This window comes from Pseudomonas sp. NPDC090203 (genome assembly GCF_044746765.1).
In the GTDB taxonomy this organism is placed as follows: Bacteria; Pseudomonadota; Gammaproteobacteria; order Pseudomonadales; family Pseudomonadaceae; genus Aquipseudomonas; species Aquipseudomonas putida_AD.
The window spans coordinates 295,817-309,837 of the sequence record NZ_JBIVCV010000002.1; the positions used below are offsets into that span (position 1 = coordinate 295,817).

At 63.3% G+C, this 14,021-nt stretch carries 12 protein-coding genes; all 12 read left to right on the top strand.

What is annotated here, in order from left to right; genetic code table 11:
• Positions 1–143: 143 nt before the first annotated feature.
• The 12 genes from ACIPO9_RS04230 (at position 144) to mdcH (ending at position 13,970) form a co-directional block, all read left to right on the top strand.
• Complete coding sequence (locus tag ACIPO9_RS04230) at positions 144–3,062, top strand: aminotransferase (protein ID WP_400779014.1); 2,919 nt, start codon at positions 144–146, stop codon at positions 3,060–3,062.
• 285 nt (positions 3,063–3,347) lie between these two features.
• On the top strand, positions 3,348–4,454 hold the full coding sequence (aguA, locus tag ACIPO9_RS04235) for an agmatine deiminase (RefSeq protein ID WP_400779015.1): 1,107 nt from the start codon (positions 3,348–3,350) through the stop codon (positions 4,452–4,454).
• A 177-nt stretch (positions 4,455–4,631) separates the two neighbouring features.
• Positions 4,632–4,841 (top strand): hypothetical protein, encoded by a 210-nt coding sequence (locus ACIPO9_RS04240; RefSeq protein ID WP_274133231.1) that lies wholly within the window; start codon positions 4,632–4,634, stop codon positions 4,839–4,841.
• 252 nt (positions 4,842–5,093) lie between these two features.
• A complete protein-coding gene (locus ACIPO9_RS04245; protein WP_274133230.1) occupies positions 5,094–6,380 on the top strand; it encodes an OprD family porin in 1,287 nt (428 codons plus the stop codon).
• Between the two features lie 268 nt (positions 6,381–6,648).
• Positions 6,649–7,800: a Fic family protein gene (locus ACIPO9_RS04250; RefSeq protein ID WP_400779017.1), complete on the top strand. Its 1,152-nt coding sequence runs from the start codon at positions 6,649–6,651 to the stop codon at positions 7,798–7,800.
• 108 nt (positions 7,801–7,908) lie between these two features.
• On the top strand, positions 7,909–9,579 hold the full coding sequence (gene mdcA, locus ACIPO9_RS04255; protein ID WP_400779019.1) for a malonate decarboxylase subunit alpha: 1,671 nt from the start codon (positions 7,909–7,911) through the stop codon (positions 9,577–9,579).
• Positions 9,579–10,466 carry a triphosphoribosyl-dephospho-CoA synthase gene (locus ACIPO9_RS04260; protein WP_400779021.1) on the top strand — a complete coding sequence of 296 codons (888 nt, stop codon included), beginning with the start codon at positions 9,579–9,581 and terminating at the stop codon, positions 10,464–10,466. The genes mdcA and ACIPO9_RS04260 overlap by 1 nt, the downstream gene beginning before the upstream one ends.
• 2 nt (positions 10,467–10,468) lie before the next feature.
• Positions 10,469–10,768, top strand: coding sequence for a malonate decarboxylase subunit delta (locus ACIPO9_RS04265; protein WP_274133225.1), 300 nt, complete (start codon positions 10,469–10,471; stop codon positions 10,766–10,768).
• Entirely contained in the window at positions 10,761–11,612 is an 852-nt protein-coding gene (locus tag ACIPO9_RS04270) for a biotin-independent malonate decarboxylase subunit beta (RefSeq protein WP_400779023.1), read from the top strand. Before ACIPO9_RS04265 ends, ACIPO9_RS04270 begins: the two co-directional genes overlap by 8 nt.
• A complete protein-coding gene (mdcE, locus tag ACIPO9_RS04275) occupies positions 11,609–12,412 on the top strand; it encodes a biotin-independent malonate decarboxylase subunit gamma (RefSeq protein WP_400779024.1) in 804 nt (267 codons plus the stop codon). Before ACIPO9_RS04270 ends, mdcE begins: the two co-directional genes overlap by 4 nt.
• Positions 12,406–13,038, top strand: coding sequence for a malonate decarboxylase holo-ACP synthase (locus ACIPO9_RS04280; protein WP_400779026.1), 633 nt, complete (start codon positions 12,406–12,408; stop codon positions 13,036–13,038). The genes mdcE and ACIPO9_RS04280 overlap by 7 nt, the downstream gene beginning before the upstream one ends.
• Positions 13,035–13,970 carry a malonate decarboxylase subunit epsilon gene (gene mdcH, locus ACIPO9_RS04285; RefSeq protein WP_400779028.1) on the top strand — a complete coding sequence of 312 codons (936 nt, stop codon included), beginning with the start codon at positions 13,035–13,037 and terminating at the stop codon, positions 13,968–13,970. Before ACIPO9_RS04280 ends, mdcH begins: the two co-directional genes overlap by 4 nt.
• Positions 13,971–14,021: the final 51 nt, after the last annotated feature.

Consider the following 14,021-nt stretch of genomic DNA (forward strand, 5'->3'; position numbering starts at 1 on the left):
CGCCGCAAGTGTTTCATCAGTGTAACGGATGCGCTATCTATCGATCGTTTCGGGATTTTCTTTATGACCGTTCGGCCGGGCTTGCCTATATACACGTCTACTGGCGATATTGCTCATCCCTTCCTGCCCAACGGATCCCTGCCATGCCGCTCGCCACTCTGATTCGTCGATCCAGCCTGCCTTGCCCGGACATCAGCACCGATCAGGCAGCCCGATTGCTCTCGACGCATTACGGGCTGACGGGCGCGCTCAAGGAGCTGGGCAGCCATCAGGATCGCAACTTTCGGGTTGATGGCGGTGAAGGCCGGCGCTTCGTATTGAAGATCTGCCATGGCGATTACTCGACCACCGAGCTTGCCGCACAACATGCAGCCCTGCGCCATCTGGCCGATGTGCCAGGCATTCGCGTACCGCAGGTGATCACCGCCCTCAACGGCCAGGACCTGCTGTCGACCGAGGTGGAAGGCCACCCGGTGCATGTGCGCCTGCTGGAGTTCATCGAAGGGCAGTCGCTGGCTCACGTCGAGCATCTGAGCCAGCCAGTGGTGGCGGGGCTGGCGCAGTTGTGCGCGCGGGTCGATGTCGCGCTGGCCGACTTCCGGCATCCCGGGCTCGAGCGCATCCTTCAATGGGACCCGCGCCATGCCAGCGCGCTGGTCAGGCATCTGCTGCCGGTCATCGAGGACGCCGACAAGCGAGCCTGCATCGCCCAGGCCGCTGAGCAGGCCCATGCCCGCCTGGTACCGCTGGTTGCGGGGTTGCCGATACAGGCGATCCACATGGACATCACCGAATACAACGTGGTCTGGGATCGTGATGCCCATCATATGTGGCAATTGCAGGGCCTGATCGATTTTGGCGATCTGGTCAGCACCTGGCGCATCGCCGATCTGTCGGTGACCTGTGCCGCGCTGCTGCACCATGCCCAGGGCGATCCGCTCTACATCCTGTCGGCGATCCAGGCGTACCACGCGATCAACCCGTTGCAGCCCCAGGAGTTGCAGGCCCTGTGGCCGCTGATCGTCGCGCGTTCGGCGGTGCTGGTGCTCAGCAGCGAGCAGCAGGCCAGCATCGAGCCGGACAATGCCTATATCCAGGCGAACCTGGCCAGCGAGTGGAACATCTTCGACGTAGCGACCTCCGTGCCGATGGCGCTGATGGAGGCGGCGATTTTCAACGCAGTGGGCCAACTGGACACTGCTGGCGAGGAGCATTCCTTCGCGCCGCTGTTGCCCGGTTTGAATGGCCAGGCCTTTACCTCTGTGGACCTGGGCGTGCTCAGCGAGCATTTCGAGGCGGGCAACTGGGAGCAGAGCGGGATCGACGAGCAACTGCTCAAGGACGCCGCCCGGGCCCACGGGCTGGCGGCCAGCCGCTACGGTGAATACCGGTTGTCCCGGACGTTGCCTGACAGCGCCCGCGAACCGGACACTTTCGCCCTGCATGTCGAACTGGTCATTCCCTATGGCATTGCAGTGCACGCACCTTTTCACGGGGCCTTGCGGCATACCGCCGATGGCGCGCTGGTGCTGGTCGGCAGCGACATGAACCTGCGACTGTGGGGCGTGCGTTCAGACTTCGATTCAGGCGTGCAGTTTGCCGCTGGCGATGTGATCGGGCAGGGGGGCGGCTCGCTGATCGTGCAACTGTGCAGCGAACCGGACGTCAGCCCGCCGTTGTTCACCACGCCTTCCCGGGCAGTGGCATGGCAGGCCTTGTGCCCATCGCCCAAGGCGCTGCTGGGGTTCGATTGCGACGCCCCCGGCGCTGAAAACGCTGCCGAACTGCTGGCGCGCCGTGATGCCAGCTTCGCCCGTTCGCAGAAGCACTACTACCAGGCGCCGCCGCAGATCGAGCGTGGCTGGCGCAACCATCTGATCGACATGCAGGGCCGGTCCTATCTGGACATGCTCAACAACGTGGCAGTGCTCGGCCATGGTCACCCGCGCATGGTGCAGGTGGCGGCCAGGCAATGGTCGATGCTCAACACCAACTCGCGCTTTCACTACGCGGCCATTGCCGAGTTTTCCGAGCGCCTGCTCAAGCTCGCACCTGAGGGCATGGACCGGGTGTTTCTGGTCAACAGCGGCACCGAGGCGAATGATCTGGCGATTCGCCTGGCCTGGGCCTACAGCGGCGGGCGCGATGTCCTGAGTGTGTTGGAGGCGTATCACGGCTGGTCGGTGGCCACCGATGCCATCTCGACCTCCATCGCCGATAACCCGCAAGCCCTCAGCACCCGGCCTGACTGGGTGCATCCGGTGGTCGCGCCGAATACGTATCGGGGCGAAGCGAGGGGCGCGGACAGCACGCCGTTCTACCTGCAAAGCGTCGATGCCCATCTGGCGCGCCTGGCCGAACAAGGTCGGCAACTGGCCGGTTTCATCTGCGAGCCGGTGTATGGCAATGCGGGCGGCATCTCCCTGCCGCCGGGCTACTTGCAGCAGGTCTACCAGAAGGTGCGTGCCCAGGGCGGGGTGTGCATCGCCGACGAGGTGCAGGTCGGTTATGGCCGCCTGGGGCATTACTTCTGGGGCTTCGAAGAGCAGGGCGTGGTGCCGGACATCATTACCATGGCCAAGGGCATGGGCAACGGCCATCCGTTGGGCGCAGTGATTACCCGCCGCGAGATCGCCGAGGCGCTGGAGGCAGAGGGCTATTTCTTCTCCTCGTCAGGCGGCAGCCCCGTGAGTTGCAGGATCGGCATGGCGGTGCTGGACGTCATGGAGGAAGAGAAGCTGTGGGAAAACGCTCAGGTGGTTGGCGGCCATTTCAAGGAGCGGCTGCTCGCGCTGATCGATAAACACCCGTTGGTGGGCGCGGCCCATGGATCGGGCTTCTATCTGGGTCTGGAACTGGTGCGCAATCGCCAGACCCTGGAGCCTGCCACCGAAGAAACCGCCTACCTGTGCGACCGCCTGCGCGAGCTGGGCATTTTCATGCAGCCCACCGGGGATTACCTGAACATCCTCAAGATCAAGCCCCCGATGGTCACCACCCGACGCAGCGTGGATTTCTTCGTCGATAACGTTTCGAAGGTGCTGAGCGAGCTTGAGGGATAACCCGGGTTTTCTCGCCCGTAGCAGCACGGCTTGCCGGCGGGGGCGTACTTGAGATCGCTCCCGCCAGCAAGCCGTGCTGCTACGGGGGGCATTTAATATCGATTTATATCGGTTTCTGGTCGGGATTATTTGCGGCATCCGCAAGGCCAGGCTTTTGTAACCGATTTTTATCGGCTATAAAGGCGTCCAGATTGTCATGGCGTGTCTGCTATGGTGATTGGCGATCAAACTGAAGCGGGCGTGCTGGTTCATAGCGCAGGCCCTGACGAACTGGAGTCCTGAAACATGACCACACTCAGCAGCATCCCGCGCGCCGATGGCTTCTACATGCCCGCCGAATGGGCACCGCAGACCCAGACCTGGATGGTCTGGCCTGAGCGTCCGGACAACTGGCGCCTGGGCGGCAAGCCGGTGCAGTCCGCTCACGTCGCGGTGGCCAAGGCCATTGCCCGTTTCGAGCCTGTGACCGTGGCCGTCTCCGCTGCGCAATACGACAACGCTCGCGCCCGCCTGGACGTGCCGAACATTCGTGTGGTCGAAATCAGCAACGACGACGCCTGGGTGCGTGACACCGGCCCGACCTTTGTCATCAACGACCAGGGCGAAGTGCGTGGCGTGGATTGGGATTTCAACGCCTGGGGCGGTTTCAACGGTGGCCTGTATTCGCCATGGAACCTGGACTCGGCGCTGGCCAGCAAGGTGCTGGAAATCGAACGCTGCCCGCGTTACGTCACCGAAGGCTTCGTGCTGGAAGGCGGCTCGATCCATGTCGATGGCGAAGGCACCCTGATCACCACCGAAGAGTGCCTGCTCAACCGCAACCGCAACCCGCACCTGTCCCGCGAAGAGATCGAAGCGGTTCTGCGCGATCACCTGTCGGTGGACACCGTCATCTGGCTGCCGGATGGCCTGTTTAACGACGAAACCGATGGCCATGTGGATAACTTCTGCTGCTATGTGCGTCCGGGCGAAGTCCTGCTGGCCTGGACCGACGATCCGCAAGACCCCAACTACCCGCGCTGTCAGGCGGCCATGGCCGTGCTGGAAAACGCACGGGACGCCAAGGGGCGTCCGTTCATCGTGCACAAGATGCCGATCCCGGGGCCGCTGTTCGCCACCGAGGAAGAGTGTGCTGGCGTCGATCAGGTGCACGGCAGCCAAGAACGCGACCCGTCGGTGCGTCTGGCCGGCTCCTACGTGAACTTCCTGATCGTCAACGGCGGCATCATTGCCCCGAGCTTCGACGACCCGCTGGACGAAACCGCGCGCCAGATCCTGCAGCGCCTGTTCCCGGAACACGAAGTGGTCATGGTGCCGGGCCGTGAGTTGCTGCTCGGTGGCGGCAATATCCACTGCCTGACCCAGCAACAGCCGGCGCCTCATCGCCCCTGAGTTGGTTCACTTCTTGCTCGCAACGAAGCCTGTCGAACGATGGGCTTTTTTGTGGGTGGCGTTTTCTCGTTTACCCACACGAAAGTGTCCGAAGGTTACTTAAACGGTTACCTGATTCGTTCGTCTGTAACAAAAGTACCGTAGATTTCGCGGCTCAAGACACAAGAGGTTATCCCTATGAACGCAGGTCATGAGTCATCAGTGACTCGAGGTTTGTCTGCGAGCAGTGAAGCACGGCAGATGATGGCGGACTGGTTACGGATAACCCAGGCTCCAAAAACGCAGAGTCAGGCGCAGGAATACCGGACTATGCTGATCCAGCGTTACCCCTACGGGTTGATGAACGACGCGGAAATCGACGCGCTGGTAGGTATTCTCGACAGCTGATGGACACGCCTCTTCGGATGACGAAGAGGCGAACCCGTTTATCAGTTTGGGTTTCATCAAATTGACACCCTTCTATGCCGCGGATAGCATTCGCGCCTCCACCGCCTGTGGCCAAGCGCCATGTACGTGCATCAGTAGTCCACTGCGATGATTTCGTGCGGGCTTTCGGGACTGTCATCGGTCTCGAGAGACGCGATTACCTGTCCGGGTATTGCCACAGCGCGCGATTAATCTGCACACAAGGACAACAAGATGAAACAGCGTATCGGCCTGCTCACCCTGGGCATTCTGGCTGCCACCCACGCGATGGCAGACGGGCAAGCGGACTCCAAGGGCTTTGTCGAAGACAGCAGCCTGAAGGTCAACCTGCGTAACGCCTACATCAACCGTGACTACAAGAACCACGGCGGCCCGGGCGTAGACAACGCCGACCGCGCCGAGTGGGGCCAGGCATTCATGGCCAACTATTCGTCCGGTTTCACCCAGGGCACCGTAGGTGTGGGTGTCGATGCATTCGGCCTGTACGCTGTGCGTCTGGACGGCGGCAAGGGCAAGAGCGGCGCCGGTGGCATCGACTTCTTCAAGCAGGACAGCAGCGGCAACCCTGCCGATGACCTGTCGCGCTTCGGCGGCGCGGTCAAGTTCCGCATCTCCAACACCGAGCTGAAATACGGCGACATGATGCCGGAGCTGCCGGTGCTCAGTTACGACAACGTGCGCCTGCTGCCTGAAAGCTACACCGGTACCCTGATCACTTCCAAAGAGATCAAGGACCTGACTCTGGTCGCCGGCCGCTTCACCGCCCAGACCCGCAAGAGCGCCGAGGGCCGCGACAGTGGCGACCTGAAGAGCATCAACGTCTATGGTGCCAGCTACAAGTTCACCGACGCCTTCAGCGGCGCGTTCTATGCGTCCGACGACGAAGACACGCTCAAGAAGCAGTACCTGAACCTGAACTACGTCTTCGCCTTGCCACAGGATCAGTCCCTGACCCTGGACTTCAACGGCTACAAGACCAAGATGGACAAGGACATCGCTGCCGACGACGCACGCGACAACAAGATCTGGAGCCTGGCCGCTACCTGGGCCACCGGCATCCACTCGTTCACCATCGCGCACCAGCGCAGCACCGGCGAAACCGGCTACAACTACGGTGGCTATCGCAGCAACGGCGGCTACAGCGATGGCGGCAACACCATCTACCTGGCCAACTCCTACTGGTCCGACTTCAACGGCAAGGACGAGCGCTCCTGGCAGCTGGGTTACGGCGTGAACCTGTCCAGCGTCGTCACCCCGGGCCTGAGCTACAAGATCGCCTACGTACGCGGCGACAACATCGACGACGGCAGCGACCGTGGCCGTGGCGAAGAGCGCGAGTGGTTCAGCCAGCTGACCTACGTGGTACAGAGCGGCCCGGCCAAAGACCTGTCGGTGCGCCTGCGCAACTCCATCCTGCGCGTGTCGAACAACGCCGACCAGTACAACCGCCAGGGTAACGAAACCCGTATCTTCATCGACTACCCGATCAACGTTTTCTGATGTTGAGCGGCTGTTGAGCTGAAGTTGTGCAGACGCCCCGGTCGAGAGATCGGGGCGTTTTTGTTTGGGGGTAGGGTTTGGTGCAGTGGGGGCTGCGCGACGTTTGTCTTGTGCTGGCGCGAAGGGGCGCACGAAGCTCTGATGAATACATATGTACCACCACACAGGCGCATCTCTGCTGGACTATGAGCCGAATAAATCGCATATTCGGCTCATAGTGTGAGCCGAATAAAGCCCCTATTCGGCTCATTTCTTCACGAGGCTCGCTGTGAATCAACCGCTCGAATGGATCTGGCAACACCGCAATTGGCCATCCTTCCACTGGGATGTCGAGCCGCTCGCGCCTTTATTGCGGGCGTGTACCCAGGCGCAGGGCCGTTTGTTGGGAATGATCGGCGCCTCGGGCGGCGATGCCACCGTGCATACCGAGCTCGATGCACTTCTGCAGAACGTCATTACCTCATCGGCCATCGAAGGTGAGCAACTGAATGTCGGCTCCGTCCGCTCCTCGCTGGCGAAAAGGCTGGGCCTCGCCGCTGATGACGGTGTAACTCCGCGCAGCGAAGGGCTGGCCGAGTTGATGCTCGATGCCACTCAGCAGTTTCAGGCGCCATTGACCTTCGAGCGGCTGATGTACTGGCACCGCCTGTTGTTTCCGGAAACCGAATCGTTGCTGGCCAAGCGGGTTCAGGTCGGGATGCTACGGGGCAACGAGCCCATGCAGGTGGTCTCGGGGCGGCTGGACCGGCCAGTGGTGCATTTCGAGGCGCCACCCCGGGAAGGGCTGGAAAAACAGCTTGATGACTTCTTCTCCTGGTTCAACGCCAGAGCCGCCGACGTGACGCTGGACCCTTTGCTTCGAGCGGGCATCGCGCATTTCTGGTTTGTCACCCTGCACCCGTTCGACGACGGCAATGGCCGCCTGACCCGCGCGATCACCGATCTGGCGCTGGCCCAGGGCGAAAGCCAGGCCATTCGCTTCTACGCGATGTCAGCCAGCATCCTCAGTAACCGTCAGGGCTACTACCAGATACTCGAAAGTACCCAGCGCGGCGGCCTGGATCTGACGCCCTGGCTTGCGTGGTTTCTGCAGACCCTGCTGCGCACGCTGGAGCAGGCCATGCAGCGCATGGACCGGGTGCTCGCCAAGGCGCGATTCTGGCAGGCCCACCGTGATGATGGCCTGTCTGCCGAGCAGATCAAGGTGCTCAACCGTCTGCTCAATGGCGATCTGCTGTCCGAAAAACCCGGCGCGGGATTCGAGGGCGGGATAAGTGCGGCTCAGTATCAGGCGGTGGCGAAGGTCAGTAAGGCCACGGCGACCCGGCATCTGTCCGATCTGCTGGAGAAGGGCTGTCTGGAGAGGCTTCCCGGAGGAGGGCGCAGCACACGCTACCAGATCGATTGGGGAGCGGCGTGAAGGGGCAACCATTACTCTGATAGTAACGATTGAACCCCAAGCTTGATTGATACCCCGCCCCCAGACCTTCTAATGTGACCCACGACAGCGAACCCCCGTGGAGTCAGCATGACTACAACAACACTTGACCCGCGCTGGTCGCGTCGTCGCAGCGAGAAGCAGCGGCGGCTCGAGCAAGTGCGTTCCCTCGCCGATGGCGTGGTACTGCCCACCGACAAGATCGTCGCGGCCCTGGAGGCGTTGATTGCGCCTGGTGATCGCGTGGTGCTTGAAGGCAACAACCAGAAACAGGCGGATTTCCTCTCCCGTTCGCTGGTCAAGGCCGATCCCGGCAAACTCCATGACCTGCACATGATCATGCCCAGCGTCGGCCGCGCCGAGCACCTGGACCTGTTCGAACGCGGCATCGCCCGCAAGCTCGATTTCTCTTTCGCCGGTACGCAAAGCCTGCGCATCAGCCAGTTGCTGGAAGACGGCCTGCTGGAAATCGGCGCGATTCACACCTACATCGAGCTGTATTCGCGGCTGTTGGTGGACCTGATTCCCAACGTCGTGCTGTCCGCCGGCTTCAAGGCTGACCGCGCCGGTAACATCTATACCGGCGCCAGCACCGAAGACACCCCCGCGCTCATCGAACCTGCGGCCTTCAGCGACGGCATCGTCATTGTCCAGGTCAACGAACTGGTAGACGATGTCAGCGACCTGCCACGGGTGGACATCCCGGCCTCCTGGGTCGACTTCGTGGTGGTCGCCGACAAACCCTTCTACATCGAACCGCTGTTCACCCGCGACCCGCGCCACATCAAGCCGGTCCACGTGCTGATGGCGATGATGGCGATCCGCGGCATCTACGAGAAACACAACGTCCAGTCGCTGAACCACGGCATCGGCTTCAACACCGCCGCCATCGAACTGATCCTGCCGACCTACGGCGAATCCCTCGGGCTCAAGGGCAAGATCTGCCGCAACTGGACCCTCAACCCGCACCCGACCCTCATCCCCGCCATCGAAAGCGGCTGGGTGGAAAGCGTGCATTGCTTCGGCACCGAATTGGGCATGGAGAACTACATCGCGGCGCGGACCGACGTGTTCTTCACCGGGCGCGATGGCTCGATGCGCTCCAACCGCATGATGTGCCAGTTGGCCGGTCAGTACGCCGTGGACCTGTTCATCGGCGCCACGCTGCAAGTGGACGGCGACGGCCATTCGTCCACCGTCACTCGCGGGCGCCTGGCCGGTTTCGGCGGCGCGCCAAACATGGGCCATGACCCTCGCGGCCGCCGTCACAGCACTCCGGCCTGGCTGGACATGCGCCAGCAAAACCCGGACACCGACGCCTATCTGGAGCGCGGCAAAAAACTCGTGGTGCAGATGGTCGAAACCTTTCAGGAAGGCGGCAAACCCACTTTCGTCGAGACCCTGGACGCCATCGACGTGGCGAAGAAAAGCGGCATGCCGCTGGCGCCGATCATGGTCTACGGCGACGACGTCACTCACCTGCTGACCGAAGAAGGCATCGCCTACCTCTACAAGGCGCGCAGCCTGGAAGAGCGCCAGGCCATGATCGCCGCCGTCGCGGGTGTGACCGCCATCGGCCTGCGCCACAACCCCAAGGACACCGCCCGCATGCGCCGCGAAGGGCTGATCGCGCTGCCCGAAGACTTAGGAATTCGCCGCACCGACGCCAGCCGTGAATTGCTGGCCGCCAAGAGCATCGCCGAACTGGTCGAATGGTCCGGTGGCTTGTACAACCCGCCTGCCAAATTCAGGAGCTGGTGATGCACGCACTCAATCTGGCTTTCACCCAAGCGCCTCGGGCCTTGCCCCTGGCTGAACGGCTGGCGGACCTTGCCGTGGATGCGCTGATCGACGAGGCCGACCTCTCGCCCAAACCTGCGCTGGTGGACCGTCGCAGCAGCGGCGCGCACAAGGACCTGCACCTGGGCCTGATGCACGCCTCGGCCCTGTCCCTGTGGCCTGCGTTCAAGGAAATGGCCGAGGTCGCCATCGACATCGGCGAAATCAACCAGCCACTGCGCGAAGCGATTGGCCGCATCGGTCGCGAAGGCGAAGCGGCGATGATGCGCACCACCGGCGGCGTAAACACCCATCGCGGCGCGATCTGGGCCCTTGGGCTGCTGGTGACGGCTGCTGCGCTGGACCCTGCGGACCTGTCCGCTGCCGGGCTCGGCCTGCGTGCCGCCTGCCTGGCGCTGATCGAAGATCGTCAGCAACCGGCCAGCAACAGCCATGGCGCACAGGTCGCTCGCCAATACGGCGCGATGGGTGCCAAAGAGCAAGCGCAGATGGGCTTTCCCGCCGTCACTCAACAGGCCCTGCCGCAACTGCTGCGCAGCCGCAAGGCCGGCCACGGCGAACAGAACGCCCGGCTCGACGCGCTGCTGGCGATCATGACCACGCTGTCGGACACCTGCGTGCTGTACCGCGCAGGCGAACAAGGCCTGCACGCCATGCAAAGCGGCGCGCAACGTGTATTGAGCGCCGGTGGCAGCGCGACCCTCAGTGGCCGTCGCGCCCTGCACGAGCTGGATCAGCAACTGCTGGGCCTCAATGCATCTCCCGGTGGCGCCGCCGACCTGCTCGCCGCCACCCTGTTCATCGATTGCCTGGAGCCTGCGCTCGGCAATGACGCGAGGACTGTCTGACCATGGAAACCCTGTCATTTGAATTCCCCGCCGGCCAGCCTCCACTGGGCCGCGCACTGGTGGGCTGTGTCGGCTCGGGCGATCTGGAAGTGATGCTCGAACCCGGCCTGCCCGGCAAGCTGACGATCAACGTCGTGACCTCGGTCAACGGCAGTTCGGCGCGCTGGCAGCACCTGTTCGAACGCATGTTCAGCGAACAGACGCCGCCCGCCCTGAGCATCGACATTCACGATTTCGGCGCCACCCCCGGCGTGGTCCGGCTGCGGCTGGAACAGGGCTTCGAGGAGATCGGCCATGACTGACAGCGCACGCTTGCTGCAACAGCACAGCTTCATCGAACTCGGCGCCCGCCAGCGCGCCAAGGCACTGCTGGACGCAGGCACCTTTCGCGAACTGATCGACCCGTTCGCCCGCATGACGTCCCCCTGGCTGCCGAAACAGGGCGTCGTGCCCCAGGCCGATGACGGCGTAGTCGTCGCCAAAGGCGCCATCGGCGGTCAGCCAGTGGTGGTGTGCGCCATCGAAGGCGCCTTTCAGGGCGGCAGCATGGGCGAAGTCGGCGGTGCGAAAATGGCCGGCGCGCTGGAGCTTGCCGCCGAAGACAACCGTAAGGGCACTCCGACCGCCGCCGTACTGCTGCTGGAAACAGGCGGCGTGCGTTTGCAGGAGGCGAATCTGGGCCTGGCCGCCATCGCTGAAATCCACGCGGCTATCGTCGATCTGCGCCGTTATCAGCCGGTCATCGGCGTGGTGGCGGGCAGCGTTGGCTGCTTTGGCGGCATGTCGATTGCGGCCGGTTTGTGCAGCTATCTGGTGGTCACCCAGGAAGCACGCCTTGGCCTGAATGGCCCGCAGGTGATCGAGCAGGAAGCGGGCATCGAAGAGTACGACTCCCGCGACCGGCCCTTCATCTGGAGCATCACCGGCGGCGAACAGCGCTTCGCCAGCGGCCTGGTAGACGCCTACGTCCCCGATGACATCAAGGCCATCGCCCGGCAAGTGGAAGACCTGCTGAGCAAAGGCAAGCCCGAGCAGGAGCGCAGCGGCCAGTACGCGAGTTTTCTCAAGCGCCTGGCGCAAGTGGACACCGCCACTCAGATCGACCCCGCCACTGTGCGCAGCCTGTACCAAGGAGAACAGCCATGAGCTCGTATTCCACACGCGGTTTGAACTGGTTCAACGCACTGGCCGCAGGCGCTGCCCAAGTGCCCGGCCTGCCGGTTTCGGTGAAAGCCGCCGACGGCAAACTCGGCGATCAGGACGTGCGCTTTCTCGCCGTCGTCGCCGACCCGGCCAACCGCTTCCCCCGTGCGCAGAATGGCGAAGTCGGCTTGTTGGAGGGCTGGGGCCTGGCGCAAGCCGTGGACAGCGCCATCGAACAGGATCGAAACAACGCCGAAAAACGTCCGCTGATCGCCATCATCGACGTACCCAGCCAGGCCTACGGCCGCCGCGAAGAAGCACTGGGCATCCACCAGGCGCTGGCCGGTGCGGTGGCCGCTTACGCCCGCGCCCGTCTGGCCGGGCATCCGGTGATCGGCCTGCTGGTGGGCAAGGCCATGTCCGGCGCCTTTCTCGCCCACGGCTACCAGGCCAACCGCCTGATCGCCCTGCGCGACCCCGGCGTGATGGTTCATGCGATGGGCAAGGCTTCGGCCGCGCGGGTGACATTGCGCAGCGTCGAAGAACTGGAAAAGCTCGCCGCGACCATCCCGCCGATGGCCTACGACATCGACAGCTACGGCGGCCTTGGCCTGCTTTGGGAAACCCTCTCGGTTGACCAGATCGAACAGCCTGCCGATGCGGACTTGGCGCGTGTTCAAGATTGCCTGCTCGCTGCCATCAAAGACGTACGTGGCAGCACCAACGACCTCAGCTCACGCCTCGGCGCGCCGAATCGTTCGGCGTCGTCCAAAGTGCGTGAACTGCTGCGGGCGCAGTGGTAATGAACACCTTCCCGCCAGTGCAGCCCCACGATCTGTTGTGGGGCCTGCCCGTGGCTGCCTTGCCTACCGATGCGCCAGCGTGGGTGGCCGAGGTGATTGGCCTGGGCCATCCGGTGGTGGTTCGCCGGGCACTAGTCGCTGACGACTGCGTGGCGGTGGGCGTGCGTGGACGTACTCGCGATCAGCGTTTTGCTCTGGTAATGAAACGCGCCGACATCAGCCGGTGCGTGCAGCCCGAACAGTTGATTGATGTCGCGACGGACAGTGAGTGGCCCGTGCTTGAAGCCCTTCGCCAGATTCATCCCGTCATGCAAAAACTCGGCTTGCCATGGGGCGTGGCCGGCAGTGCCGGTTTCGAACTGGCGACCGGCATCCCGGTGCTGCATCAGGCCAGCGACCTGGACCTGATCCTGCGCACGCCGCATTTTTTCAGCCGCCAACAGGCTGCCGAACTCGTTACAGCACTGGACGGCGCCATCTGCCGCATCGACCTGCAACTGCAAACACCGTTCGGCGCCGTGGCCCTGCGCGAGTGGGCGGGAGCGGCGCGGCAGGTGCTGCTCAAGGCCGACGACGGCGCACGGCTGGTCAGCAATCCATGGCACCTTCCGGAGCGCGGAGCATGAGCAGCTTCTGGGTGTTCCCAGGGCAAGGCGCGCAGCAAGCGCGCATGTTGCACGCGCTGCCGAACGACCCCGTGATCGCCCAATGCCTGCGCGAAGCGAGCGATGCGCTCAACCAAGACGTCCTGACCATCGACACCCAACAGGCGCTGCAATCGACCCGCGCCGTGCAGCTCTGCCTGCTGATCGCTGGCGTCGCCTGTTCGCGCCTGCTCATGGCCCAGGGCAACACCCCGGACTACGTCGCGGGCCTGTCCATCGGCGCTTATCCCGCCGCCGTCATCGCCGGTGCGCTGAGCTTCGCTGATGCCGTGCGGCTGGTGGCCCTGCGTGGCGAACTGATGCAACAGGCTTATCCAAAGGGCTACGGCATGACCGCGCTGATCGGCCTGGACCAGACCACCGTCGAACAGCTGATCGCCCAGGCCCACAGCGCCACCACCCCGGTGTACCTGGCCAACATCAACGCCGACAACCAGTTCGTCATCGCTGGCAGCGATCAGGCCATGGCCAGCGTCGCCGCACTCGCCCATGAGCAAGGCGCCGTAGCCGCCAAACGCTTGGCCGTCAGCGTGCCGTCTCACTGCGAATTGCTCGACACACCTGCGCAAAAACTCGCTGAGGCGTTCGCCCAAGTCACCCTGGCCGCGCCGACCCTGCGCTACCTCAGTGGCAGCACCGCACGGCCGATCTTCAACGCCGACAAACTACGCGACGACCTGGCCTTCAACATGAGCCGCGTCATCGACTGGCGCAGCACCGTGCAAACCGCCTACGAGCGCGGCGTGCGCCTCCAGATTGAAATGCCTCCCGGCACCGTGCTCACGGGGCTGGCACGGCGCGTCTTCGAACAAGGATCCGCAGTCGCCTTCCAGGGTGCCCGGCTGGATACGCTGAGCGCACTGTCGCGAGAGGAGGGCACCGGCCACCCATAGACCGACTGCTGCTTTCGAAGGAACAAAAACAACAACTTCGACGATGCAATT

Bases quoted from the DNA above. Each gene is read 5' to 3' on its own strand.
- ACIPO9_RS04230 (WP_400779014.1), top strand. From the start codon at position 144: ATGCCGCTCGCCACTCTGATTCGTCGATCCAGCCTGCCTTGCCCGGAC.
- aguA (WP_400779015.1), top strand. From the start codon at position 3,348: ATGACCACACTCAGCAGCATCCCGCGCGCCGATGGCTTCTACATGCCC.
- ACIPO9_RS04240 (WP_274133231.1), top strand. From the start codon at position 4,632: ATGAACGCAGGTCATGAGTCATCAGTGACTCGAGGTTTGTCTGCGAGC.
- ACIPO9_RS04245 (WP_274133230.1), top strand. From the start codon at position 5,094: ATGAAACAGCGTATCGGCCTGCTCACCCTGGGCATTCTGGCTGCCACC.
- mdcA (WP_400779019.1), top strand. From the start codon at position 7,909: ATGACTACAACAACACTTGACCCGCGCTGGTCGCGTCGTCGCAGCGAG.
- ACIPO9_RS04260 (WP_400779021.1), top strand. From the start codon at position 9,579: ATGCACGCACTCAATCTGGCTTTCACCCAAGCGCCTCGGGCCTTGCCC.
- ACIPO9_RS04265 (WP_274133225.1), top strand. From the start codon at position 10,469: ATGGAAACCCTGTCATTTGAATTCCCCGCCGGCCAGCCTCCACTGGGC.
- ACIPO9_RS04270 (WP_400779023.1), top strand. From the start codon at position 10,761: ATGACTGACAGCGCACGCTTGCTGCAACAGCACAGCTTCATCGAACTC.
- mdcE (WP_400779024.1), top strand. From the start codon at position 11,609: ATGAGCTCGTATTCCACACGCGGTTTGAACTGGTTCAACGCACTGGCC.
- mdcH (WP_400779028.1), top strand. From the start codon at position 13,035: ATGAGCAGCTTCTGGGTGTTCCCAGGGCAAGGCGCGCAGCAAGCGCGC.